Below are 24,579 nucleotides of genomic sequence, written 5' to 3' on the forward strand. Positions count from 1 at the left end.
ATATGATGACATATCCAAAAGATACGAGGTACTGCACTTAAATCATTGAACCGCCAAGTACCGGACGGTATGCTTGGTGGTGTGAGAGGTCGGTAGATAAATTAATTATCTACCTCCTACTCGATTTATTCGTCAGCTCTATTCATATTCTTTTTTCAACTGAATTATATAGAATTATATAAGAAAGGTTCTGATAACTTATTTATATTATTCAAATATACCAATTAAAAGTAATGGTTCAGAAGTTATGATATCAAAACCTTTATATTTTCCATTTAAAATAAATGGCAACTTTAGATTGTGGTACACTAACTTTGGTGATGTATATTAGTTAATGGTATGACAATTGATTCCTAGAGATATTGGTAGAAAATTAAACAATGGAAATATTTGAAGATTATCCATCTCTTTGAGATGGTTTTTTTATGGTTAAAATTTTTTAATATGTACTCGCTTACTTTTTAGGTGATTTGCATATAATATTAGTAAATTAATTGATGAAAGAGAGGGTTAATATGGAACGGAAAAGTTGGGAAATCGTATTAATTGGAATGTTAGGTCATAAAGAACGAATATTAGATACCGGCTTGTCCTACGATAAAGCCCTTAACAAATATAATTACTTAAAAAGAAGTAAGATTGACAATAATGGTACGCTTATGATTAGAAAAGTAGAAAATTAATTAAAAAATGGAGGTGAGTACCGTAATATGTATCATCCGGGATTATATCCCGGATGTTTTTTGTTATCGCCATGGGCGTTTTAACTTACTAAGAGTACCAAGGAAAATGTGAGCCAAGCCAAATCCTAATATACCGGCTCCTATTTTCCCACCTAGTTTTCTTCCAACACCTGATACTATGGTTCCAAGGCCAATAACAACACGTTCTCCTGAGTTCATCATACGGCACTCACCCCGTTATTTATCTTAGGTAATTTTAATTAATTTTATTACATTTAATTTTGTAATTTTTTTATTTATCTGCAAAATACTAATACTAAGTTTATTTATAGGAGGTATTATATATGGTTAACAAAAAACAAATTGAAAGAGATCAAAGAATTAAAGAAAATATTGAAAGTAAATTGAATAATGAACCAAATTTTATTGGCTATGACTTACATGTAAGAGTTGTTAATGGTCATGTAACAATTTCTGGTATAGTAGACACATTGTTAGAGGCGGAGAATGCAAAGAGTGTAGTTAAATCTGTTGATGGGATCAAAACAATTGAAAATAATATAACTGTGTCTACTGATGGCGCAGTAGATGATAGCCATGTACATATGGAAGTAGAACAAGAGTTAGAAAATGACCCAGAAATAGAAGATGCTTCAATAAATGTAACTTTACAAAGAGGAAAGGTTATTTTAGATGGGAAGGTATCTAACTTATCACAGAAACAGATAGCTGAGAAAACTGCTAGTAAAGCAATGGGTGTTAAATCTATACAAAACAATCTGATTGTTTCACAAAAAGAAAGAGATGACGCTACTATAGTTAATGAGATAAATAGATTGTTTTCAAATGAGGGGTTGCAAAATAAAGACCTTGAAGTGGATTGTGAAAATGGAAAAGTCAAAATCAGTGGACTTGCAAAAATAACGGAACGTGATAAAGCTTATACCTTAGCAACTCGTGTAAACGGAGTGAAAAGTGTAGAAACTCATCTAGTTAATACTGAACTGGGAGAATTAGATACCGGAGATAGAATTGCAGAACTTGTCTCTGCTTCATTTTCACAAGATGAAAAACTTAGAGACTTACCAATAGAAATTTATGAAGATGAAGGACATTTAGTATTAGAAGGAATGGTATCAGATAATGAGCAAAAACGTGAAGTAGATAAATTACTTCATTCACTTCTTGAAGAATATGGCCAGGATTTAATCGCAGTAGAGAACAAAATCAGATTACCAGATTAATTTGTTTAAAAAAAATTTAACTCAAATTTAAATAGAGCTTACTATGAACTGTTATTATAAATAAAGCTAGAAATGGGGGGGATAAATAAATTAACTTTAAGTAAATCATTTAAATTATGTTAGGGGGAGAAAATTGAATTTAAAAAAGCTTATTCTAATAGCACTATCAACCATTACAGTATCAGCATTTGTTGGTTGTGGTGAACAAAATGAAGAAGAAGTTGATCATCAAGGAAATCAAAGAACAGGTGAAACTGTTGCTATTGTAAACGGGCAGGAAATTGATAAAGAAGAGTTTGAAGAAACAAAAGACTATTTTGCACAAATTTATGAAGCACAAGGAATCGACCTAGATGAAGATGAAGAGATGAACGAACAAGTTACACGACAGGTAATTGACGAACTTGTAAGTGAAGAGTTATTAATTCAAGAAGCTAAAGATTTAGAAATATCACCTAATGAAGAACTAGTAGAAGAAGAATTAGAAGAATATAAAAATGAATTCGAAGATGATGATCAGCTAGAAGAACAATTAGGTTTAAGTGTAGAACAGTTAGAACAGCAAATCTCTGATTCCTTGATGATTGATAAATTGATTGATGAGCAAGTTCAAGATGATGATCTTAATATTTCTGAAGATGAATTAAAACAAATGTATGATCAACAAATAGAACAACAACAAGAAATGATGCCAGAAGACGAAGAAATCGATGAAGCAGAATTACCTGAATTTGAAGAAATAAAATCCGATTTAGAAGAAATGGCTCTTGAAGAAAAGAAACAAGAGCAAGTGGGTAAATTAATTCACGAGCTAAAAGATGAAAGTGACATCGAAATCTTATACTAATTAAACCTCTATTATCAATAGAAAGTTAAGCTTGTCGACAGAATTCACTAAAACAGTCGGCAAGCTTTTTTTATAATTTTTTAAATAAAAATAACCACAATTTTATAAAAGGGTTAGCTGGAGATTACTTAAGTTATTATTATTTATAGGTGAGAGTGTAAAATAAACGGTGTAAACCTTCCGAAATGATGTATAATAAAAATAGAATGGGAGGTTTGCACCGTTATGAATTTAATAGACAAAAAGAAAGTAAGAGAAATAATGAAACAAGGTAAACTAAAAGATGTAAATGATATTCAAGAAGTTTTGAAGGAGCAATTTGGTGAACTAATAGAAGAAATGCTAGAAAGTGAACTTGATCATTAACTGGGTTACTCAAAGTATGATTACCGAGAAAAGGAAACTACAAATAGTCGAAATGGAAAGAGAGAAAAACAACTAAGGTCAAATTATGGCAATATAGAAGTCGAAGTACCAAGAGATCGTGAAGGCGAATTTGAACCACAAATAGTGCGTCGCAATAAATTAGATATTCCCTTTGGCTATATCAATTCCTTGGTTTCGTGCATGTGCAGCATTACCAGTATTTTCCTTATTATATATAAAAGTTAAAGAATAGGGTGCTTTAAATTTTTCTACTATTTCTTTTGTATTATCAGTTGAGCCATCATCAACTACAATGACTTCAAAGTTATTTTGGGGTAGGTCTGTTGATTAAAAGAAGTAAGAGTTAATAATAATTGTTCAGAACGATTATGAGTGGGTATAATAATACTAAATTTAACATTCAACTTAATCCACTCCTTACTATATAATCAAAAATAGCGAACTGAAATGATGCTAGTTATTAATATACGTATTCACTATTTAAAAAACTGTTACCTATTCTTAATAATATAAAAAGTAGGGGAGAGAGGATTCTAGATTGTAAATGTGAAAGAGCTATAAAAGGTTTAGTGGGGAAGAAGAATTGAAGAAAAAGAAATGAGGAAATCAATCTGTAGATAAAATTAAAGTTATACAGTATTAATTTAATTAATAAAATAAAAGGATTTTTCTATTTTTATGTACAATATTATATATAGTGTTTATAATATTGTTAAGTAGCTAAATTTCAAACAAACTGAGGGAGGAATATTTTGTGGGTATAAGTAAGTGGATGCCGTCGATATTAACATTTACAAATCTATCATTAGGATTTTTAGCATTAGTACTACTTTATACAGGAAATGAAAGAATGGCATTATCATTAGTAATTTTGGCTTTATGTTTTGATGGGGTTGATGGAAGACTAGCAAGAAAATTAAATGTTACTGCAGTTTTCGGTAAAGAGCTCGACTCATTGAGTGATAACTTTTCATTTGGCATAGTCCCGGCGTATTTTTATGTAGTTCATCAAAGTGAAATTACTAGTTTGCATTTAGTATTAGCGCTTGTTTTTTTAATATGTGGTACTTTCCAAGTGGCTAAGTATAATACAGACTTTCTATATGGTTCTTCAGAAAATGTACTTTTAGGCTTACCAATAAATGTAGCGGGAATAATGGTAGCTATAATGAGTTATATGACTATATTTCCTATTTATGTAGAAGCATTGATTATTGTAATTCTATCAATATTAATGGTACCTGAAATTCCATATCCATCTTTAAAAGGTTACCAGCCAACAAAGAAAATACACTTTTTATTACCTATTTTAACTGCGATAATTTTTATAGTATTTCCAATAGTAACTTTTGCTATGTTAAGTTTATATGTTTTAATAGGGTTAATAAATGCTTTTTTCAATGTTGATGTATTGCAAAAGTCTAACCAATAAATTAACAACACTTCTCTTAGTAAGGAAAAACTATTAATAATTGATTAAACAAACAATGCTCTTAATGGTAGATACTTTATCATTAAGAGCATTTTTGATATATTTAAGTGATTACAGAAAGGTGCTTATTATCGATTACCTTAATGATACACTAACTTCCCTACAAGAATAAGCACTTAAATAATTTTGAGCGAGAAAAAATGAGTTACTTCAAAGGCAGGGGTAAGCCCATAGCTATTGGCGGGGCATGGCATCAAACACTAGCTTCATGAATTAAAAGAGGTACAGTAACGCAGATCTAGGCCTTTAAAAGAAAAGTCTATTATCTAGACACCACTTAAAATGCTTTTGTTGGTCTCTAAAAAGACGGTATCAATCTCCTAGTTCTAAAGACGAATTGAATGCTTTACTTACATTTCAGTTCGAAATTTGTTAAATTTAATATTCCAATTTAGGTAATAAAAATACCTCGAAATCAATTGATTCCGAGGTATTTTTATACATTTAAGATTAACTATTACTTGGTTTAACTTCGGTATTTGTTTTTGAACTACTGTAAGAAGCTTCGGAACTTCTAACTGATTTTCTAACAAATAGAGGTAAAATAAATTGATAGAAAGCATTTAAAGATATCCCGAGAAGAGCTGCCAAGCTTAAACCTTCTAAAGTAGCATACTCAGTAATATGAATTACAGCTAAATTATCTTCACCTTGAACATAAGAGATCCCAACTATTAAGATTACAAAGACAACACTAGAATTTTTTAAATCTGATAAGTCTGGTGCATTATCTACTAAAGTTCTAATTCCGACACTTGCAATCATACCAAATAATACAAAACTTATACCACCCATAACTGCCTCAGGAATTGACATGATGAAAGCGCCTAGCTTACCTATAAAACTAAAGATTATTGCAATACCAGCTGCCATTCTAATAATAGCAGGGTTGTAATTTTTTGTAAGTGCAAGGACACCGGTATTTTCACCGTAAGTTGTATTTGCAGGGCCACCAAATGCTCCTCCAACAATGGTTGCGATACCATCACCTAATAAAGTCCTGTGTAACCCTGGTTTTTTGAAAAAGTCTTGTCCGACTACAGCTCCATTTGTGGTTATATCTCCGATGTGTTCAACAACAGTAACAAGGGTTATTGGAATCATAATTTTCAAAGCATCTGCTGAAAATTGAGGAGCCATAAAATCTGGTGCACTTAACCAAGCAGCTTCTCTAATTGTAGTGAAATCAGCAATTCCAAATATGACACTGAAAATATATCCTGTAGCAATACCAATTATAAGTGGTATTAATTTTAAGAACCCTTGTCCTAAAATTCCTGTAAAAATCACTGCGCAAATTGTTATTAGTGCAACTCCCCAATGTTCTGATGCCATTGCTATTGCTTCAGGTGCCAAAATTAAACCTATAACAATGATTATGGGACCTGTGACTATTGGTGGAAATAGTCTTTTTATATTAGATACTCCTACTAAAGCCACGATACCAGCCATTAGTATATAAACAACACCAACTGCTATAATCCCTCCTGTAGCATGAGCCATTCCAAATTGAGAACTTACTGCATTTATACCTGCAATAAAAGCGAATGAAGAACCCAAAAATGCAGGAACCTTACCACCTGTAACCAAATGAAATAGTAGTGTTCCAAGACCTGCTGTGAATAAAGCAACTGAAGGGTTCAACCCTGTAATGAATGGAACTAACACAGTAGCACCAAACATTGCAAATACGTGTTGAAAAGCTAACGGAATTTGGGTTTTTAGTTCTTTACTTTGCATTGATATGACCTCCTTAAAATAGTGTTTGTTTAGGCCCTTTAGAAGATTTTTGCTGCGATTACTTGTTATTGGATACACATAAAAAAACACCTTATTAGTCATAGCTAATAAGGTGTAATTACCCAACATTCATGGTCTGTTACAACCCTTATTAGCCTCTCTGGACTAATTTCAAGGGAAACGTTTATTAGATTTTTCAATTAGATTATACCCGATTTTTCCTTACTGATCTCGCTGAATCAGTTTAAAGGCCTTAAACTTATTATACGAGTATAGAAAATAAAAGTCAAGTAACTTATATGGTTTGATCGTTTAAACCAACTGTAGGTTAAAAGAGAAACTTCAATTCCCTTTAGATAACTTTTTGTTGTTCAAGCCTTTGAAGGCATAGCTAGTTGTTGTAAACGTGAAGTAAAGCGTGCGGTAGGTAAAAAGAGAGCAAGAAAATTGATTGAAGCAGCCTATAATAGTACTGGGCTGGTAGAAGGAGAGATAATAGTAAGACAAGAACTAAAAACCTTTCTTGTCACAATATCGATCTTTAACAGATGAGTTAGCAGAAGAAATGATGAGCATCCCTGGAGTAAGAATGGTTACAGTAGCAGGATTTTTGGCTGAAGTGGGTAACTTATCAAACTATCAACATCCGCGTCAAATCCAAAAGCTAGCAGGTTTAAACCTAAAAGAAAACAGCTCAGGTCAATACAAAGGGGGGGACTAAGATCACCAAAAGGGGTCAACCTCGTTTAAGGGGAGTCTTGTACCGTTGTGTAATTCCATTAGTAGCCAAAAATTTGTAATTTAAGTTATACGTGATTATTATACCACTAGGCCAGAAAATCCATTGAAAAAGAAACAATCGCTTGTAGCGTTATTGTGTAGATTGATTAGGGTATTATTTGCACTAGGTACTAAGAAGACCCTTATGATGGCAGGATGTTGTTACATAATAGTTCATTAGATTTGTTACAATATGCAGCGTAAGTAGCAAAATGCTGGAGTTAAGTAAAATTTAGGAATAATAGATCGAATATGTATACTTACTTCAGGTTGTATTTGGTAATATTAGAAAGTGAATAAAGGGGGGGAGAATTGGAGCTATTTTCAGCAAGAATATATCTCGTGAACATAGAAAAAATATGGGACTAGCCCTCACACCGCAAGCGAGGACGGGTCTATTGGGCTAGCAATTTTGGCTGAAGATAAGTCTCCTATTGAGTGAGGATGGGTTGTTATAATATTGGTTTTATCTACTTTTATTTTCTTTGAGTTAATAGGACCAATATTTGTAGAGTTGCTTTGTAGAGTAATTGTATTGATGAGTAAAAGTTACATTGCGCCCATTAACATTCTCTGAATTATGCGAATTAAAAATAAGACTAATAATGGTGAAATATCCATAGTCCCTCCAATGGGAGGGACTATTTTTCTTACTGGGGCAAGTATAGGTTCAGTTAATTCAAAAATTGCTTCTCCAATTTTAAACATTGGAGAGTTTGGTGAGAAACTCCCACTAATCAATTTGAAAATTATTCTAAATAAAAATAGAAAATACAAAATGTTAAAAGCTAATAATAAGATATTGTCTGGTAGCATTTAATCCCACCTTTTTATTAATATAGTTATATAGACAACAATTTAAAACTTCGTGAGATAATACTAATTTCCTTCTTTCTAATGAAATTTTAAAAAGCATTATTTCCCTGGTAAGCGCAAAAAGTGATTAATGTATTTACCCTTCGACATAGTACGGTTAAATTAATAGTCTGTAAGCTACTAATGGTATTCGAGGAAGACATTTCTTTTGCAAAAATATTTAGAGCAATAGCAGATAAAGGAAATTAAGGAAATACACTATGAAATTCTTAACGATTAGTTGCCCTAAACTAAGCGGTAGTTAAAGACTAGAATAGCATTTTCAGACACTACTTTTAGGATAAATTACACATCCATACTTTGAATCAGTGACTGCACATTTTACTACGACATTTGTCCCTTGATTTATGCGGTAGTTTTCAGTACTATCAAATCAAAGCCGCCATTAGCTGTAAAATACTATATTTGATTATACATGACGTTTTAAAGCTATTCATAGTGGGTTTTAAAGTAGTGGTCTTTTTGACTCTAAAAAAGTTCAATATTTCTAATAATACCGGACCTATCTATTAATACAGCACAGTGAAAGCGCAAGCTAAATGTCTATTGGTGTAAGAAAGCTAGGTCTTGAGGTCAGCTTTAGAAAGTTTTGGGAATTCCTTTTCAACGTTTTGGGACAAGTTTGGCTTGTATATTTTGGATCTACATATTCTACTGCTATACCTGCTAGTTTTGCTTTGTACTCAATAAATAATGCTAACCGGTAGAATGACCATGTATGTAGGTTCTTTTCCCTCCTTTTACTTTCGCCATATTTGAGATGGACTTATTTGTGGTAGAGAAATAAAAATATATGCGTATGGTCTTTTTCACACTCGATTGCTAGTACTTCAATTTTTTGTTTTTTGTTAAGTACATACTTCACGGACAATTTCTTTAAAACGCTGTTCTACCTTTTGATTAGAAAATATGAATTTTGTTTTTCCGGTACTTGTTACCACAACAGCTGGAGCCTTCAATTTGACCAACCAGTTTCTTATTGGAAGAGTTGTATCTAACAGCTCGCTATCCGTTTCGAAGGAGCCCAAATAGAATTATAATATTGCGGTATAAATCTAATCTTGATTGAGAAAATAGGGATGAAACTAGTTAGTAAATTTATTACGAAAAATGCCATTTACACAAAATTCAGGACATCTTTTAAAGATATAGCCTAAATCCTTTAACATTATTTTCTTTTCTTTGATTTCTTTTTTCCATTATTTCTTTTTTGTTTTTTGTGAATTGAATTAAATTCATAGGGTTGTTGTTTTGGTTTTATTAGACATTTTTTTCCATAACCTATTAAATCTTCTCTCCCTGCTTTTTTAAGACCTTCATAGACCAAAGTATAATTTTTTGGATTTTTGTATTGAATTAGTGCTCTTTGTATAGCTTTTTCTCTTGGATCTTTAGGAACATATACGTTTTCCATAGTTCTTGGATCTATTTCTGTATAATACATACATGTCGATAGTGTACCTGGAGTAGGATAAAAATCTTGAACTTGTTCAGGTTGATAGTCTATATCTCTTAAATATTCTGCCAATTGTATTGCCGCATATAAATCAGAACCAGGATGACTAGACATTAAATAGGGGACTAGAAATTGTTTAAGGCCAAGCTTTTTATTAATGGCATAAAAGTTGTCTTTAAATTTTTCAAAGACTTCTTGGTTAGGTTTACCCATTTTTTCAAGAACTTGAGGAGCAATGTGTTCTGGAGCGACTTTCAGCTGTCCGCTGACATGATGCTTACAAAGCTCTTCAAAAAAACTTTTATCTTTATCATAAATTAAATAATCGTACCTAATTCCAGATCTTATAAAAACTTTTTTAACACCATCTACATTACGTAATTTTTGTAATAGAGCTAGATATTCAGTATGATCTATCTCTAAATTATTACATGGTTTAGGAGACAGGCAACTTTTATCCATGCACACACCATGTTTAATTTGTTTTTGACAAGCTTTTTTACGAAAGTTAGCCGTAGGTCCTCCAACGTCATGAATGTACCCTTTAAAGTCAGTGTCTTTTGTGAGTTCTTTAGCTTCTTCTACAATAGAGTCTATACTTCTAGTTTGAATAGTTCGACCTTGATGAAAATGTAAAGCGCAAAAACTACACCCTCCAAAACAACCCCGGTTACTTACTAAACTGTGTTTAACTTCTTTTATTGCAGAAACACCACCCTGTTTATTATAAATAGGGTGATAATCTTTTTGAAAGGGAAGTGAATAAACAGTATCAAGTTCATTTGTTGTTAATGGTTCCTGAGGTGGGGTTTGTATGACATAAGTGTGTCTATAAGGTTCAATTAAAGTTTTTGATTTAACATGATCAGTATTTTTATATTGAATAAGAAAACTTCTAGCGTATTCTTTTTTTGAAGCTAAAATATTGTCATAAGAAGGTAACATTTCATAATCATAAATATGTTCAATAGTTGCGCTTTGATATACAGTACCCTTAATGAAACTCAAATCTTTGATGGAAAGACCGCTTTGTAAAGCTTCCGCTATTTCAATAATTTGTTTTTCAGCCATACCATAGACAAGTAGATCAGCTTTTGCATCTAATAAGATAGAACGTCGAATGCGATTATCCCAGTAGTCATAATGGCCTAACCTACGCAAACTAGCTTCTATGCCACCTAGTATAATGGGAACCTTTTTGAAGGCTTCTTTTATTTTCTGAGAGTAGACTATTGATGCTCGATCAGGTCTATGGCCACTTTTACCGCCTGGAGTATAGACATCCTTTCTTCTTCGTTTTTTTGCTACAGTATAATGATTTACCATAGAATCAATGTTTCCTCCAGTTACAAAGAAACTATACTTTGGTTTACCTAACTGTTTAAAATCCTCTAAATTTGTCCAGTCAGGTTGTGATATAATTCCAACTTTGAACCCGTGAGCTTCTAATAATCTACCAATTATCGCAACTCCAAAAGAGGGGTGATCAACATAAGCATCTCCACTTACAATAATAAAATCAAGTTGTTTCCAACCACGATCATTCATATCTTTTTTGGAAATTGGTAAAAAGTTTGTCATATCAATTCCTCCACAAATAGAGTTTAATTATTATAAGGTTTAAAGTCAATTTTTATTAAAAAAAGTAGGTTTCTTTTGAAACCTACTTTTTAATGGTGGCAAGAGACGGAATCGAACCGTCGACACGTGGATTTTCAGTCCACTGCTCTACCGACTGAGCTATCTCGCCAAGTATTATCTATATTATTTTGTCTAGTTTCAATTAATTATTTTACAGCATTTCTGGATTTTTGTCAACCAGTTTAAAGATAGTCAGATTCATACAGATGCAACAATAAGATTTTATCAAATATTTCTAAGCTTGAAGTTGGAGATAAAATAGAATCCAAGAAACAATTAGATCAATATGACAGATTAGATATAGAATGAGACACCAAGTAAAAATCTAAAATAATAAAGACTGTAAAATACCATCTTTATTATTTAGGTATGGTCGGAGCGACTGGATTTGAACCAGCGACCTCTTGACCCCCAGTCAAGCGCGCTACCAATCTGCGCCACGCCCCGTTGTATAAATTATTATACAGAAATTATTGTGATATTTCAACCCTAGCTAGGGTATATTATAAATAAATTTGCAGCAAAAGTTAAAATGAGTTAAAATTTGTTAATAAGTTAATGATTATTATTTGTAATTAATCCCAAGGAGGTTTTAATATGAGTAATAAGCATACATTTGTAATGATAAAACCTGATGGTGTAGAGCGAGGGGATGTTGGCAACATTATATCACGCTTTGAAAACAAAGGGTTGGAGTTACAGAATATGAAACTTATGCATATTTCTAGAGACCTTGCCAAGAAACATTATCAAGAACATAAAGAAAAACCATTTTTCAATGAACTTATTGATTACATAACAAGTGGACCTGTAATTGTAATGATCTGGGAAGGTGAGAATGCAATTAGCGCTGTAAGATTTTTGATGGGAGCAACTGACCCACAAAAAGCTGAACCTGGATCTATAAGAGGGGATATGGCATTAAGTATTACTAAAAATATAGTGCATGGTTCAGACAGTGAAGAAAGTGCACAAAGGGAAATTAACTTATTCTTTAAGTAGAAGAAATGGGGGAGGGGAACTTAACTATGAAACAAATAGCTTTTGAACAATTTAAAATAAACGTCCATAAAAAAACTGGAATCAATTTAAATCAATATAAAGAAAAACAAATGAAAAGACGTTTAACTAGTTTAATGACTAAGAGAGGATTCTCTACTTTTGATGAGTATTGGCAGGCATTACAAAAAGATAAAGATCTCTATAGAGAATTTTTGGATAGAATCACTATTAATGTATCTGAATTTTTTAGAAATCCTCAACGTTGGGACATACTTGAAAACAGAATAATACCAAATTTAATTAAGCAAAAAAGAGATAACTTAAAAGTATGGAGTGCAGCTTGTTCTACTGGTGAAGAGGCTTACTCCTTAGTTATGTTACTTAATAAATTTTTCTCTTTAGATAAAGTCAACGTTTTAGCTACAGATGTAGATGAAACTGTCTTAAAAGAAGCTAAAAAAGGGAAATATTCACAAGAAAAAGTAAAAGAAGTGAATAAAGATCGAATTAAGAAGTATTTTGAGATTGAAGACAAGCTTTATCAAGTTAATAATCAAGTTAGAAAAAGAGTCACATTTAAAAAACATAATTTATTAGAAGATAAATATGAGTCAAATTTTGATTTAATTTTATGCCGTAACGTAATGATTTACTTTACTGAAGAGGCCAAAAAAAACTTGTATAGGAATTTCTATAATGCATTATCGCCAGGAGGGGTTTTATTTGTGGGAAGTACAGAGCAAATATTTGATGCAAATAGAATAGGATTTAATTCAATTGAAACTTTTTTCTATCAGAAATAGGATATAAAAAAACCTCGAGGGTTCAGCTCTCGAGGTTTGATAATTTCTGGCTGGGGCGGCAGGGTTCGAACCTGCGCGTGCGGGGACCAAAACCCCGTGCCTTACCACTTGGCTACGCCCCAATGTTATTAAGTAGTTTAGACAAATAAAAAAGATGTTATGTAATAACATCTAATAAAATGGTGGAGAGGGAAGGATTCGAACCTTCGAAGGCTAACGCCAGCAGATTTACAGTCTGCCCCCTTTGGCCAAACTCGGGTACCTCTCCAAAAAAATGGAGCTGACGGTGGGACTCGAACCCACAGCCTGCTGATTACAAGTCAGCTGCTCTAGCCAATTGAGCCACGTCAGCATATATGGCGGGGCTGACGGGATTCGAACCCGCGGTCTCCTGCGTGACAGGCAGGCGTGTTAAGCCGCTTCACTACAGCCCCTTACCTTGCGACATTTATTAGTATACAACACTGAAAACTTATGGTCAAGGGATTTTTTAAAAAATCATAAATTGCTTAATTGTAAAATGAAATTGAACTAAATAAAAACTCCATAGTGGACCCAACTGTAATATAATTAAATCACCGCAAAATAACTAATTACATGAAGGGTGCACACTATGGATTACTTTAATGATACACCAACTTCCCGCAAGAATAAACATCTAAATGATTTCGAGCGAGGGAAAATAGAGTTATTACATAAGCAAGGCTAGAGCCCATACGCTATTGCTAAAATTTTAAATAGAGCATCAAATTCAATTCGTAATGAACTAAAAAGAGGTACAGTAACCCAGATTAAGGCCATAAACTATGCCAAGTCTATTATCCAGATAAAGCTAAAAGAATATATAAACAAAACCGTAAAAACTGTGGACCTAAATTTAAATTTCTACAATGTGAAGAGTTCATAGCCCATGCTACAGATCTATTTTGGAACGCCAAGTTTTCTTTAGATGCTATTTGTGACTTCTTAAAAGACAAAATAAATTCCCAAAAGTAGCTAGGTATCAACTAAAACGCTCTACAATTACGTTGATGTAGGTTTACTCAATATTAAAAATATTGATCTACCACTAAAGACTAGACGTTCCACAAAACCTAAAAGAGTAAGGCACATAAAGATTTTAGGGACTCGTATTAGCGAACGACCTAAAGAAGTAAAATGAGCGTCAGCACTTTGGCCGCTGAGAAATTGATACCTTAATTGGTAAGAAAACAAAAACTTAGCCTGTATTACTCACTATTACTGAAAGGGTAACTAGAAAAGAAATAGTGCGTAAAATTTCTGCTAAAACTGCTGAAGCAGTTCAACAAGTTTTGCAAAACTGGCTTTTGAAATGGGCGATGCTTTTTCTAAAGTATTCAAAACTTTACTGCTGATAATGGATTAGAGTTTGCAGAACTTGCGTCGGTTAGAAAAAACTAGCGATACCTAGGTTTACTTTGCTCATCCTTATGCTTCTGGAGAGCGAGGTACTAATGAACGCCATAATGGCCTTATTAGACGTTTTATCCCGAAGGGTAAAAGCCTACTTGATTATTCGCGAGAAGCCATTGCTAAGTTCAAACTTGGTGCAATACCTTGCCAAGACAGATCCTTGATTATCTAACGCCAGATGAAGCTTTTGTGCTTGAACAGTGTGAGGTTTTACTCGAATGACTTTATATTACAGTTGGTACTAGTTCAATTTAATATTGAAATTCACGATTTAATAGATTTTAAAATGGTAATTCTTTAAAAAATGAACCTAACTTGCGATATATTTATTTGCAAGAGTGATCATTAAAGGAAAAATGAAAATAAAAAAAGCGCAGTAAATTTAATTACTATCTAAGAAAGTTTAGGCTAAAAAGCGTTTTTGATATATCAGTTTTCTTAAAAAAGAAGGGCTAACTGATGACAACACCTTGTTTAGCCCTAACTGAATAGGGAAGAGTCTCAATGATGTCTAAAAAGCTCTTACAGATGAAACATTTCTTGGTCCTTGAAAGAAAGAATGAGTTATATGTTGTAATTTTGATAATAAGAATAGGGATTACATTAAATTTAGTTTGAATAAACTTATTTGAACAGTTTAGTGAGTAAAGAAATAGAGTGGAGGGGATTTAAGTTTTCAATAAAAAAACCCTCGAGTAGTTTACTCGAGGTAACATTCTCTGGCTGGGGCGGCAGGGTTCGAACCTGCGCGTGCGGGGACCAAAACCCCGTGCCTTACCACTTGGCTACGCCCCAATGTTATTAAGTAGTTTAGACAAATAAAAAAGATGTTATGTAATAACATCTAAATAAATTGGTGGAGAGAGAAGGATTCGAACCTTCGAAGGCTAACGCCAGCAGATTTACAGTCTGCCCCCTTTGGCCAAACTCGGGTATCTCTCCAAAAAATGGAGCTGACGGTGGGACTCGAACCCACAGCCTGCTGATTACAAGTCAGCTGCTCTAGCCAATTGAGCCACGTCAGCATGTATGGCGGGGCTGACGGGATTCGAACCCGCGGTCTCCTGCGTGACAGGCAGGCGTGTTAAGCCGCTTCACTACAGCCCCTTGCCTTGCGACATTTATTAGTATACAACACTGAAAACTTATGGTCAAGGGATTTTTTTAAAAATCATAAATTTAATAGATTTTAAAATGGTAATTCTTTAAAAAAATGAACCTAACTGCGATATATTTATTTGCAAGAGTGATCATTAAAGGAAAATGAAAATAAAAAAAGCGCAGTAAATTTAATTACTATCTAAGAAAGTTTAGGCTAAAAAGCGTTTTTGATATATCAGTTTTCTTAAAAAGAAGGGCTAACTGATGACAACACCTTGTTTAGCCCTAACTGAATAGGGAAGAGTCTCAATGATGTTTAAAAAGCTCTTACAGATGAAACATTTCTTGGTCCTTGAAAGAAAGAATGAGTTATATGTTGTAATTTTGATAATAAGAATAGGGATTACATTAAATTTAGTTTGAATAAACTAATTTGAACAGTTTAGTGAGTAACGAAATAGAGTGGAGGGGATTTAAGTTTTCAATTAAAAAAACCTCGAGTAGTTTACTCGAGGTAACATTCTTTGGCTGGGGCGGCAGGGTTCGAACCTGCGCGTGCGGGGACCAAAACCCCGTGCCTTACCACTTGGCTACGCCCCAATGTTATTAAGTAGTTTAGACAAATAAAAAAGATGTTATGTAATAACATCTAAATAAATTGGTGGAGAGAGAAGGATTCGAACCTTCGAAGGCTAACGCCAGCAGATTTACAGTCTGCCCCCTTTGGCCAAACTCGGGTATCTCTCCAAAAAATGGAGCTGACGGTGGGACTCGAACCCACAGCCTGCTGATTACAAGTCAGCTGCTCTAGCCAATTGAGCCACGTCAGCATATATGGCGGGGCTGACGGGATTCGAACCCGCGGTCTCCTGCGTGACAGGCAGGCGTGTTAAGCCGCTTCACTACAGCCCCTTGCCTTGCGACATTTATTAGTATACAACATTGAAAACTTATGGTCAAGGGATTTTTAGAGTCAAAAATTTTTAGAATATTTCACAAGGCTATTTAAGTTTTACATACCTGCTATTCTATTTTTTAGAGGAGCTAAGACTTCTTCACCTTTGTGTTCTTTTTCTTTAGATGAAAGGTTATTATATAGATGATTCAGTGCTATTTTTGCTGCAGGATCCATTCCTTGACACCCTGCAAATAAAAGAACGTCACCAGTTGTTAGGTTTTGTAGCACACTTTTAACTGAATTATCTAAGTTATCATAGTAAATAACTTGTAAACCCGCTTCTTCTAATAGATCTATGGTTAAATCAAGTTCTTCTTTTGAAACTTTATCTTTTTCATCTACACATTCCACACTAGATGTCACATAAATTTCTTTTAAATCAAGCTTATTAGCCCATTTGATTAGTGTTTCAACATTTTCTCGATTGACTGTTATACCTCGACCACCACGAATTGCATAAAGTAGTTTCAGTTTATTGTATTCCATATGACGTAATGTTTCGAGAGTTACAGCAATATTTCCGGAATTAGCAAAATGATCATCTATAATCTTAAATTCTTGATTATATATTAATTGAAATCTTCGTTCTACTCCACCGAATCTTAGTAGTTCTCTTTGTATAGTAGCAGAACTTTTATCTAATGCTAATGCAGCGATTGCAGCAGAAGTTGCATTGTATACATTATGAAGTCCTAATACATTAAGCTGGATTTTAATGTGTTGTTGTTGAACTTTTTTATCTAACACTGTTGGTAAAGCTTCTTTAATATTAATAGTAAAATTACCACGCCCACTTGATAGATCTAGGTCATCAACCTGAACCATAGCGTCATTTCCTTTGACACTATAAGTGATAACTCTAGCATTGGTATAATTAATTAATTTTCTAGTATTTTCACAATCAACATTTAAGATAGCAATTTTATTAGATGTTAATTCTTCGACCAATCGTTTTTTTGCTCTAAAGTATTTTTCAAAAGATCCATGTAAATCAATGTGGTCACGGGCTATATTATTTATTATAGCCACATCATAATCTACAGCTGATACTCGTTCTAACTCCAACCCAGAAGAAGAAACTTCCATAGTACAATAAGGGAGATTTTTTAATTTCATTTTATATAAATATTTTTGAAGATCTAATGATTCTGGTGTGGTTAACCCAGCTTCTTCAAGTTCATCACCAGTTTTTACTACAACAGTACCAATTAAGCCTGTAAGATGATTAGAACTTAATATATTATCTATCATATAACTAGTAGTAGTTTTACCATTAGTAGAAGTTATTCCTATCATAGTCAGGTCTTTAGAAGGTTTGCTATAAAATATTGAACTTAGATAAGATAAGGCTAATCTGGTATCAGCTACTACAATTTGAGCGATTGGAACATTAGGTAACCTTTTTTCTACGACTAAAGCAATAGCTCCTTTTTCATAGGCATCCATTGCAAAATTATGACCGTCAAATTTTACTCCTTTTATACAGAAAAATAACTCATTACTCGAAACTTTTTGGGAATGATAATTCAAGCCTGATATTTTAAAATCAATAGAAACATCAGTTTTATTAGGATGATAAATCTCCTTTATTGAATAGTTTTTTATAAGTTCTTGTAATTGCATTTTTGACACCTCTCTACATTGTTAAAATGATCTTAATTGTTGAAAAAAAGTACGCCATGTTTCTAATCTAAACGCTTCAAAAGGGTTTTCGGCAATATATCCAAAACCAAAGATGAATCCAGCCAAAAATGCAGCGATTAACAATGCGATTATAATTAAAATCTTTTGATGTTTACTCATAATTTCACTCCTAATCATTATAGTTTGTCCATTCATATTGAAGTTTATCACGATTATATAAAATTTAATAGGTGAAATCAATTGCATAATAATAACAGATTTACAAGGAGGGAAGTTTAAATGTCTACTTTTGATGAACAATTTCAAGAAATATTTAATGAATTAAATCAAATTGAAGAAGATATCAAAAAAAATCCCCATAAAACCCAAAGTAAAGATGTAAACCAAAAGTTAGTGGATCTTCGTAAAGAAATAGATAAATGTATTGGGTATTGGCTACAGTTTGAAGAGAAATTATGGGCTATTCAAGATGAATATGGTTTAGATATACCTGACCAGTTAGATGATAGTTTAATATCAGCTTACCTGGGCTTACCAGAGGATTTTTATTCTAAAATACAAAAAGAGATAGAAAGTGAAACCAATGACACATACGAAAAAGAAAGTTCAGACCGTTTACCTGCTAACACTACCTTAGAAGAAAGTAGCGAATCAAGAGATCATAGTATAAAGTCATTTCGAAAAGGACTTGGGTATTTTGATCTTTCTATGTTAGATGAAGCAAAAGCAGAATTTGAAAATGTAGTAAACGAAGATCCAGATATGATAATGGGTCATTACTTTTTAGGATTAGCGCATATGTATCGTGAAGAATATGATAGTGCACTTAAAAAGTTTAGGTTAGTTTTAGCTTTAGTAGAAGATAATGAAGCAAAGGCTATGTTGTATAATGCAATTGGAAATATTTATGTAAATAAGGATGAACAGGAAAAGGCTTTAACATATTTTTTAAGGGCTTGTGATTACTCTTCTGAATTAGTGGATACTTTTTATAATTGTGGTGTTATTTATTTTAACTTAGGTGATCTAAATAACAGTATTAAATATTTTAGTAAAGCACTACATATCTCTGAAGATAGTGATTCTGATTGGGAACTTCATTTAAATATAGGTAAAGCACATACATATCTAGGTGACTTAGATAGGGCTATGCATCATTTGAAAAAAGCGCTCGCAATAAACCCGAAGCATGAAGAAATACATTTTGAATTAGGTGTTGTCTACCATTTAAAGCATCAAGAACATCTTGCTAAAAAAGAGTATGAAAAAGCTCGTAAATTATCACAAAAATATTCTTATAAGGTAACACATAGTGATAGTAATAAAAACCGAGGTGACAGCGGTGAAAGTTAAATCAAATATTCTTTTGGTAATCCTTGGGTTATTTATGCTTCCATTGACAATAGACCTACATGTCGAAGCTGGTAATGATTTAATTGAAAGATATCAAAAACCTAAAAATAACAAAATGGAGGTTCATTTTGTTGATTCAATAAATGGAGAGGCTAGTATAATTATTACCCCTGAAAATAAAGTGATATTAATTGACAGTGGTTCTAAATATAGTAGTGATAAATTAGTTGAGTATCTAAAACAACTAGATGTTTTAGAAATTCACACACTACTTATTTCTAATCCATATTCTAGCTATATTGGAGGTGTACCAGATATAGTTAATAACTTTCATGTTAAAAGAGTGATAGATCCTGGTACAGCTTTACAAACTGATACATTTAAAAAATACTTATCTTCTGTAAGAAAAAAAGTAGATACTCACAAAGTTGGTAGGGCTGGGGATTGTATTTATGAAACAGATAACTTGACTTTAAAAGCTATATATCCAAGTAGAGCTAAATTTAACGACGTCAGAGATAATTCTCTAGTTATTCTCTTAAAATATAAGGACATATCTTTTTTATTTACAGGAGCCTTGGGGAAAGAGGGCCTATTAGATCTTGAAGTACCTACGAATATTAATATCTTAAAAGTAAGTAGGATGGGTGATAAAAAAGGAACTTCTGATAATTTTCTAGATTTAGTTTCTCCCCAAATTGCGGTTATTATGGGAGGATCAGATAATCCTTTGAATCTGCCTGACCAAGATTTGATGCATTCTTTACGAAAAAGAGGCATTCATATTGAAAGAACTGGACAAACGGGAAATATGAATTTTAAAACAGATGGTAAAAAGGTAGACTGGAATCTTTAGTTATGAAAGGAATTTATATATATTTAGCGAATTAAGTAACTGTTAGAATATTAAAGGGGGAATTTTTGTTGAGCAATAGTTTGATTATTGAAAATGCTATTGTAATTACCTTGACTGAAAAGGGGATATTAGATCCTGGTTATGTATTAGTAGAAGGTGATGTCATCACAAATATACGTGAAGAGCCTTTTGATGATGAACTTAAATCTAAAGTAAATAGAGTAATTGATGCTAAAAGAAACTATTTGTTACCTGGATTTATCAATACACATACTCATGCTGGCATGAGTTTATTTCGAAGTTATGCAGACGACATGGCACTTATGGATTGGTTAGAAAATAAGATATGGCCAGCAGAAGCTAATTTGAGTGATGAAAGTGTGTATTGGGGTTCTTTATTGTCAATTGTTGAAATGATAAGAACAGGTACAACTAGTTTTGCTGACATGTACTTTTATATGGATAGTGTTGCAAAAGCAGTTAAAGAAACAGGAATTAGAGCGTCACTTTCGCGAGGGATGATTGGTTTTAAAGGTGAAGAAAGTTTATACGAAGCTAAAGAATTTATTTCAACCTGGAATAATGAAGCGGATGGTAGAATAACTTGTATGTTAGCTCCACATGCACCATACACATGTCCTACAAGTTTTCTTGAGAAATCAATAGAAATTTCAGAAGAACTGAAGGTTCCTATCCATATACACGTATCAGAAACAGAAGGAGAAACTTCAGATAGTATTAAAGAATATGGAAAGTCACCAGTGATTTATCTCAATGATATAGGTGTTTTTGATAGACCAACACTAGCAGCTCATTGTGTACATTTAGATGATAATGACTTAGAAGTTTTATCAAAGAAAAAAGTCTCTGTCAGTCATAATATCGGAAGTAACCTAAAACTGGGTTCGGGAATTGCACCTATTGATAAAATGCTAGAAAAAGATGTCAATGTATCTTTAGGAACAGATGGACCTTCTTCTAATAATAATTTAGATCTTTTAGAAGAAGCTAGAACAGCTTCATTAATACAAAAGGGTTTTCACAAAAATCCTACTTTATTAGAAGCAGAAACTGTATTAAAAATGGCAACTAGTGAAGGAGCAAAATCTTTAAAGCTAAATAAGCTAGGAAAGATAAGTCCTGGTTATAAAGCTGATTTAATTTTGGTTGATAAAAACTCCCCAGATATGTACCCAAAGCACAATCCAATTGCAAATATAATATATTCATGCAATTCACAAAACATTTCCACTGTAATAGTAGATGGTAAAGTATTAATGAAAGATAAGGAGTTTTTACATCTTGATCTCGAAAAGATCTACCATGAAGCTAATAAACATGCTAAAGAAATTATTAATGCTTAGGTTTGGAGGGATAAAATGAAAGTTTTACTTACAAATGATGATGGTATATATGCTCCAGGTATATATGCTATGGCAAAAGAATTATCAAATAAACCGAATGTAGAACCAATAGTAGTAGCACCAGACCGAGAACAAAGTGCTACTGGTCATGCTATTACAGTGCATAAACCCCTTAGAGTAAATGAAGTAAATAAACTAGGTGAGAAGTTAAATGTACCGTTTTATTCAGTTAACGGTACCCCGTCAGATTGTGTTAAGCTCGCAATCGAGTCTATTGTAGATGATAAACTAGACCTTGTAATTTCTGGTATCAATAGAGGTGCTAATTTAGGAACAGATGTTTTATATTCTGGAACAGTATCTGGCGCTATGGAGGCTGCAATTTTAGGAGTTAATTCAATTGCGTCTTCTTTAGTTGATTTTGAATATGAAGATTACAGTGTTGCAGCTTCTTATACATCAAAAGTAGCAGAAATGGTTTTAAAAAACCCAGAAAGATTTGAAAAAGGAACGTTACTTAATATAAACATTCCAGGCTCCCCTGCAGAGGAAATAAAAGGAATTAGATTAACAAGACTAGGGAACCGCCAATACGAAAACTTGTTCGAAAAGAGAGTTGATCCAAGAGGGAAAGCTTATTACTGGATGGCAGGTAAGGTTATTGAAGATACAAGTGATACAGAAACAGATGTCAGTAGAGTTAGAGATAACTATGTGGCCGTAACTCCGGTTAAGTATGATCTAACTGATTATGAACTTTATAATAATTTATTAGATTGGTCATTTTAATAGTAAGGAATATATAAAGGAGGAAAATGTATGACTGTTAATATTTACAAATATATTGATCACACTCAATTAAAGCCTGAAACAAAAAATGATCAAATTAAATCATTGTGTCAAGAAGCTATTGATAATAAGTTTAAAGCTGTTTGTGTTAATCCAGCTTTTGTTAAAACTGCTAGTGATTATCTAAAAGATCACAATGTTGAAGTAGCTACTACTGTAGGTTTTCCTCTAGGAGCTACTACTAGCTATATCAAAAGCTTAGAAGCTAAAGAAGCTGTACAAAATGGGGCAACTGAGATTGATATGGTAATTAACATCGGATTATTAAAGGATAGTAAAGATAAAGAAGTAGTTGAAGATATTAACGAAGTAGTAGATGCAGTACCTGTTGGTACAATTGTTAAAGTGATAATTGAGGCTTGTCTATTAACAGATGAAGAGAAAATCAAAGCTTGTGAACTTTCAAAAAGAGCTGGTGCTCATTATGTTAAAACTTCAACAGGATTTAGTACAGGTGGAGCTACAGTAGAGGATGTAAAGCTTATGAGAAAAACAGTTGGTGAAGAGCTTGGGGTTAAAGCATCAGGAGGAATAAGGGATTATGAAACCGCAAGGCAAATGATTGAAGCGGGTGCAACAAGAATTGGTGCTAGTAAAAGTGTTGAGATAGTAAAACAGTAGTGATAAAAAAGTAAATAAAGCTCTTATAATGTTTATTTAACAATTAGTTAATAAGTACAAGCCGTTAGTGGCTTGTACTTATTATGATATTAATCTTTTTTACATAATTGCCAAGATGTTTATGCTTATGTATAATATAGAATTGTGTGTAATATCTTAAGGAGGTTGTATAACATGCAAATAGGAATTGTAGGACTTCCTAATGTAGGAAAATCCACTTTATTTAATGCTATTACTCAAGCAGGAGCTGATGCTGCTAACTTTCCTTTTTGTACAATCGATCCAAATGTTGGCGTCGTAAATGTACCTGATGAAAGGTTAGAAAAAATAAGTGAACTTATTAAGCCAAAAAAAACTGTACCAACAGCTATTGAATTTGTAGATATAGCTGGATTAGTTAAAGGAGCAAGTAAAGGAGAAGGGTTAGGTAATAAATTTTTATCTAATATTCGTGAAGTAGATGCTATAGCACATGTAGTTAGATGTTTTCAATCTCAAGACATAACGCATGTAGATGGATCTATTGACCCAATAAGAGATATTGAAACCATTAATTTAGAATTGATATTTTCAGACTTAGAACAAGTAGAAAAAAGAATGGAAAAAACCCAAAAGTTAATGAAATCTGGAGGAGCCAAAGAATATAAAAAAGAATATGAGTTACTTGAACGCTTGCAAAAAACTCTATCTGAAGGTCAATCAGCTCGTTCATTAAGCTTTAATGATGATGAGAAAAAAATCTTAAAAACACTACCTTTACTTTCAACTAAACCAATTCTTTATGTAGCAAATGTAGGAGAAAATAATATTAATAATGATCATTCTAATGAGCTAGTACAAAAAGTAGAAGAGTATGCTACAAAAGAAGGGTCAGAAGTGATCCAAGTTTGTGCAAGTATTGAATCAGAACTAGCTGAATTAGATGATGAAGAAATGGACGAGTTTTTAGAAGAAATAGGTTTAGAAGAGCCAGGTTTAAATAAAGTTATAAAAGCTGGTTATGATCTTTTAGGACTTATAACTTTTTTCACAGCTGGTGAACAAGAGGTGAGGGCTTGGACAATCAAAGAAGGAACAGCAGCTCCACAAGCAGCAGGAAAAATACATTCTGATTTTGAAAGAGGTTTCATCAGAGCTGAAGTTATTGCATATGAAGATCTGATAAAATATCAAAGTTATGCTAACGCAAGAGAAAATGGTGTCTTAAGGTTAGAAGGAAAAGATTATATTATGAAAGATGGTGACATATCTCATTTTAGATTTAATGTCTAATACAAGGGGCTGTCCCAAAAGTGAAACTTTTGGGATTAAGCCCCTTTTCAGTTTGCCCTGCATGGGCGGTAGCTAGGCGGTGAAAGTCCGCTACAGGCTTGGTGGCAGGAACTGTTAGCAAATGGCAAGGGCGTCCATCGTGAGGTGGAGTCTGAAGGAAGCCTAATGCAAAATCT

Annotated in this window: 20 protein-coding genes, 14 tRNA genes and 3 pseudogenes; 15 read left to right on the plus strand and 22 right to left on the minus strand. The window is 32.9% G+C overall.

Annotated features, from left to right (window positions below; translation table 11 throughout):
- Window positions 1-515 precede the first annotated feature (515 nt).
- Complete coding sequence (locus CDO51_RS13885) at window positions 516-683, plus strand: hypothetical protein (RefSeq protein WP_158212442.1); 168 nt, start codon at window positions 516-518, stop codon at window positions 681-683.
- A gap of 63 nt (window positions 684-746) precedes the next feature.
- Here CDO51_RS13885 and CDO51_RS13890 read toward each other — a convergent pair whose 3' ends face one another.
- Window positions 747-905, minus strand: a complete 159-nt coding sequence (locus tag CDO51_RS13890; RefSeq protein ID WP_158212443.1) for a hypothetical protein — start codon at window positions 903-905, stop codon at window positions 747-749.
- A gap of 122 nt (window positions 906-1,027) precedes the next feature.
- Here CDO51_RS13890 and CDO51_RS11280 point away from each other — a divergent pair, with 122 nt between their 5' ends.
- The 3 genes and pseudogenes from CDO51_RS11280 to CDO51_RS15530 form a co-directional block, all read left to right on the plus strand.
- The gene (locus tag CDO51_RS11280) at window positions 1,028-1,927 is read left to right on the plus strand and encodes a BON domain-containing protein (RefSeq protein ID WP_089024361.1); all 900 of its coding nucleotides are present in this window, start codon (window positions 1,028-1,030) and stop codon (window positions 1,925-1,927) included.
- Between the two features lie 133 nt (window positions 1,928-2,060).
- Window positions 2,061-2,774: a SurA N-terminal domain-containing protein gene (locus CDO51_RS11285; RefSeq protein ID WP_089024362.1), complete on the plus strand. Its 714-nt coding sequence runs from the start codon at window positions 2,061-2,063 to the stop codon at window positions 2,772-2,774.
- A 225-nt stretch (window positions 2,775-2,999) separates the two neighbouring features.
- Window positions 3,000-3,308: pseudogene (locus CDO51_RS15530) on the plus strand (transposase); the annotation flags it as partial.
- Here the strand turns inward: CDO51_RS15530 and CDO51_RS15535 are convergent.
- Complete coding sequence (locus CDO51_RS15535; protein WP_420811495.1) at window positions 3,300-3,455, minus strand: glycosyltransferase family 2 protein; 156 nt, start codon at window positions 3,453-3,455, stop codon at window positions 3,300-3,302. The pseudogene CDO51_RS15530 and the gene CDO51_RS15535 sit on opposite strands and share 9 nt — an antisense overlap.
- A gap of 460 nt (window positions 3,456-3,915) precedes the next feature.
- Between CDO51_RS15535 and pssA the strand changes: the two genes are divergently transcribed.
- A complete protein-coding gene (gene pssA / locus CDO51_RS11295) occupies window positions 3,916-4,593 on the plus strand; it encodes a CDP-diacylglycerol--serine O-phosphatidyltransferase (protein WP_089024363.1) in 678 nt (225 codons plus the stop codon).
- 510 nt (window positions 4,594-5,103) lie between these two features.
- Here pssA and CDO51_RS11300 read toward each other — a convergent pair.
- Window positions 5,104-6,393 (minus strand): uracil-xanthine permease family protein, encoded by a 1,290-nt coding sequence (locus CDO51_RS11300; RefSeq protein WP_089024364.1) that lies wholly within the window; start codon window positions 6,391-6,393, stop codon window positions 5,104-5,106.
- A gap of 523 nt (window positions 6,394-6,916) precedes the next feature.
- On the opposite strand from CDO51_RS11300, the gene CDO51_RS14775 reads away from it, so the two are divergent.
- Window positions 6,917-7,114, plus strand: coding sequence for a transposase (locus CDO51_RS14775; protein ID WP_240503561.1), 198 nt, complete (start codon window positions 6,917-6,919; stop codon window positions 7,112-7,114).
- Between the two features lie 608 nt (window positions 7,115-7,722).
- Here CDO51_RS14775 and CDO51_RS11310 read toward each other — a convergent pair.
- The 5 genes and pseudogenes from CDO51_RS11310 to CDO51_RS11330 form a co-directional block, all read right to left on the minus strand.
- Complete coding sequence (locus tag CDO51_RS11310; protein WP_089024365.1) at window positions 7,723-7,989, minus strand: YggT family protein; 267 nt, start codon at window positions 7,987-7,989, stop codon at window positions 7,723-7,725.
- 663 nt (window positions 7,990-8,652) lie between these two features.
- Window positions 8,653-8,794: pseudogene (locus tag CDO51_RS15095) on the minus strand (zinc ribbon domain-containing protein); the annotation flags it as partial.
- Between the two features lie 423 nt (window positions 8,795-9,217).
- Window positions 9,218-11,086: a YgiQ family radical SAM protein gene (locus CDO51_RS11320; RefSeq protein ID WP_089024366.1), complete on the minus strand. Its 1,869-nt coding sequence runs from the start codon at window positions 11,084-11,086 to the stop codon at window positions 9,218-9,220.
- A gap of 93 nt (window positions 11,087-11,179) precedes the next feature.
- Window positions 11,180-11,255, minus strand: a tRNA-Phe gene (locus tag CDO51_RS11325).
- Window positions 11,256-11,516: 261 nt separating this feature from the next.
- Window positions 11,517-11,593 (minus strand) — tRNA-Pro (locus CDO51_RS11330).
- A 150-nt stretch (window positions 11,594-11,743) separates the two neighbouring features.
- Between CDO51_RS11330 and ndk the strand changes: the two genes are divergently transcribed.
- Complete coding sequence (ndk, locus tag CDO51_RS11335) at window positions 11,744-12,148, plus strand: nucleoside-diphosphate kinase (protein ID WP_089024367.1); 405 nt, start codon at window positions 11,744-11,746, stop codon at window positions 12,146-12,148.
- Between the two features lie 26 nt (window positions 12,149-12,174).
- Entirely contained in the window at window positions 12,175-12,951 is a 777-nt protein-coding gene (locus CDO51_RS11340) for a CheR family methyltransferase (protein ID WP_089024368.1), read from the plus strand.
- A 47-nt stretch (window positions 12,952-12,998) separates the two neighbouring features.
- Here CDO51_RS11340 and CDO51_RS11345 read toward each other — a convergent pair.
- From CDO51_RS11345 to CDO51_RS11360, 4 genes are all read right to left on the minus strand, one after another.
- Window positions 12,999-13,073, minus strand: a tRNA-Gln gene (locus CDO51_RS11345).
- Between the two features lie 58 nt (window positions 13,074-13,131).
- Window positions 13,132-13,219, minus strand: a tRNA-Tyr gene (locus tag CDO51_RS11350).
- Window positions 13,220-13,226: 7 nt separating this feature from the next.
- A tRNA-Thr gene (locus CDO51_RS11355) sits at window positions 13,227-13,303 on the minus strand.
- Window positions 13,304-13,308: 5 nt separating this feature from the next.
- Window positions 13,309-13,385 (minus strand) — tRNA-Asp (locus CDO51_RS11360).
- A 179-nt stretch (window positions 13,386-13,564) separates the two neighbouring features.
- Between CDO51_RS11360 and CDO51_RS15540 the strand changes: the two are divergent.
- Window positions 13,565-14,607: pseudogene (locus CDO51_RS15540) on the plus strand (IS30 family transposase).
- Window positions 14,608-15,105: 498 nt separating this feature from the next.
- Here the strand turns inward: CDO51_RS15540 and CDO51_RS11370 are convergent.
- From CDO51_RS11370 to CDO51_RS13900, 10 genes are all read right to left on the minus strand, one after another.
- Window positions 15,106-15,180: transfer RNA gene (locus CDO51_RS11370), tRNA-Gln, on the minus strand.
- A 59-nt stretch (window positions 15,181-15,239) separates the two neighbouring features.
- Window positions 15,240-15,327 (minus strand) — tRNA-Tyr (locus CDO51_RS11375).
- A 6-nt stretch (window positions 15,328-15,333) separates the two neighbouring features.
- Window positions 15,334-15,410 (minus strand) — tRNA-Thr (locus CDO51_RS11380).
- A gap of 5 nt (window positions 15,411-15,415) precedes the next feature.
- Window positions 15,416-15,492: transfer RNA gene (locus CDO51_RS11385), tRNA-Asp, on the minus strand.
- A 519-nt stretch (window positions 15,493-16,011) separates the two neighbouring features.
- Window positions 16,012-16,086: transfer RNA gene (locus CDO51_RS11390), tRNA-Gln, on the minus strand.
- Window positions 16,087-16,145: 59 nt separating this feature from the next.
- A tRNA-Tyr gene (locus tag CDO51_RS11395) sits at window positions 16,146-16,233 on the minus strand.
- Between the two features lie 6 nt (window positions 16,234-16,239).
- Window positions 16,240-16,316 (minus strand) — tRNA-Thr (locus CDO51_RS11400).
- A 5-nt stretch (window positions 16,317-16,321) separates the two neighbouring features.
- Window positions 16,322-16,398: transfer RNA gene (locus CDO51_RS11405), tRNA-Asp, on the minus strand.
- A gap of 100 nt (window positions 16,399-16,498) precedes the next feature.
- The gene (locus CDO51_RS11410; protein ID WP_089024369.1) at window positions 16,499-18,067 is read right to left on the minus strand and encodes a Mur ligase family protein; all 1,569 of its coding nucleotides are present in this window, start codon (window positions 18,065-18,067) and stop codon (window positions 16,499-16,501) included.
- A 21-nt stretch (window positions 18,068-18,088) separates the two neighbouring features.
- On the minus strand, window positions 18,089-18,247 hold the full coding sequence (locus CDO51_RS13900) for a DNA-directed RNA polymerase subunit beta (RefSeq protein WP_158212445.1): 159 nt from the start codon (window positions 18,245-18,247) through the stop codon (window positions 18,089-18,091).
- Window positions 18,248-18,367: 120 nt separating this feature from the next.
- Here CDO51_RS13900 and CDO51_RS11420 point away from each other — a divergent pair, with 120 nt between their 5' ends.
- From CDO51_RS11420 to ychF, 6 genes are all read left to right on the plus strand, one after another.
- The gene (locus CDO51_RS11420) at window positions 18,368-19,441 is read left to right on the plus strand and encodes a tetratricopeptide repeat protein (protein ID WP_089024371.1); all 1,074 of its coding nucleotides are present in this window, start codon (window positions 18,368-18,370) and stop codon (window positions 19,439-19,441) included.
- On the plus strand, window positions 19,431-20,297 hold the full coding sequence (locus CDO51_RS11425; RefSeq protein ID WP_089024372.1) for a ComEC/Rec2 family competence protein: 867 nt from the start codon (window positions 19,431-19,433) through the stop codon (window positions 20,295-20,297). Before CDO51_RS11420 ends, CDO51_RS11425 begins: the two co-directional genes overlap by 11 nt.
- 68 nt (window positions 20,298-20,365) lie before the next feature.
- Window positions 20,366-21,661, plus strand: a complete 1,296-nt coding sequence (locus CDO51_RS11430; RefSeq protein WP_089024373.1) for an amidohydrolase — start codon at window positions 20,366-20,368, stop codon at window positions 21,659-21,661.
- 15 nt (window positions 21,662-21,676) lie between these two features.
- On the plus strand, window positions 21,677-22,450 hold the full coding sequence (surE, locus tag CDO51_RS11435) for a 5'/3'-nucleotidase SurE (protein WP_089024374.1): 774 nt from the start codon (window positions 21,677-21,679) through the stop codon (window positions 22,448-22,450).
- A gap of 30 nt (window positions 22,451-22,480) precedes the next feature.
- Window positions 22,481-23,131, plus strand: coding sequence for a deoxyribose-phosphate aldolase (gene deoC / locus CDO51_RS11440; protein WP_089024375.1), 651 nt, complete (start codon window positions 22,481-22,483; stop codon window positions 23,129-23,131).
- Between the two features lie 174 nt (window positions 23,132-23,305).
- A complete protein-coding gene (gene ychF / locus CDO51_RS11445; RefSeq protein WP_089024376.1) occupies window positions 23,306-24,403 on the plus strand; it encodes a redox-regulated ATPase YchF in 1,098 nt (365 codons plus the stop codon).
- Window positions 24,404-24,579 lie beyond the last annotated feature (176 nt).

Origin of the sequence: Natranaerobius trueperi (assembly GCF_002216005.1) — a bacterium.
GTDB classification, from domain to species: domain Bacteria; phylum Bacillota; class Natranaerobiia; order Natranaerobiales; family Natranaerobiaceae; genus Natranaerobius_A; species Natranaerobius_A trueperi.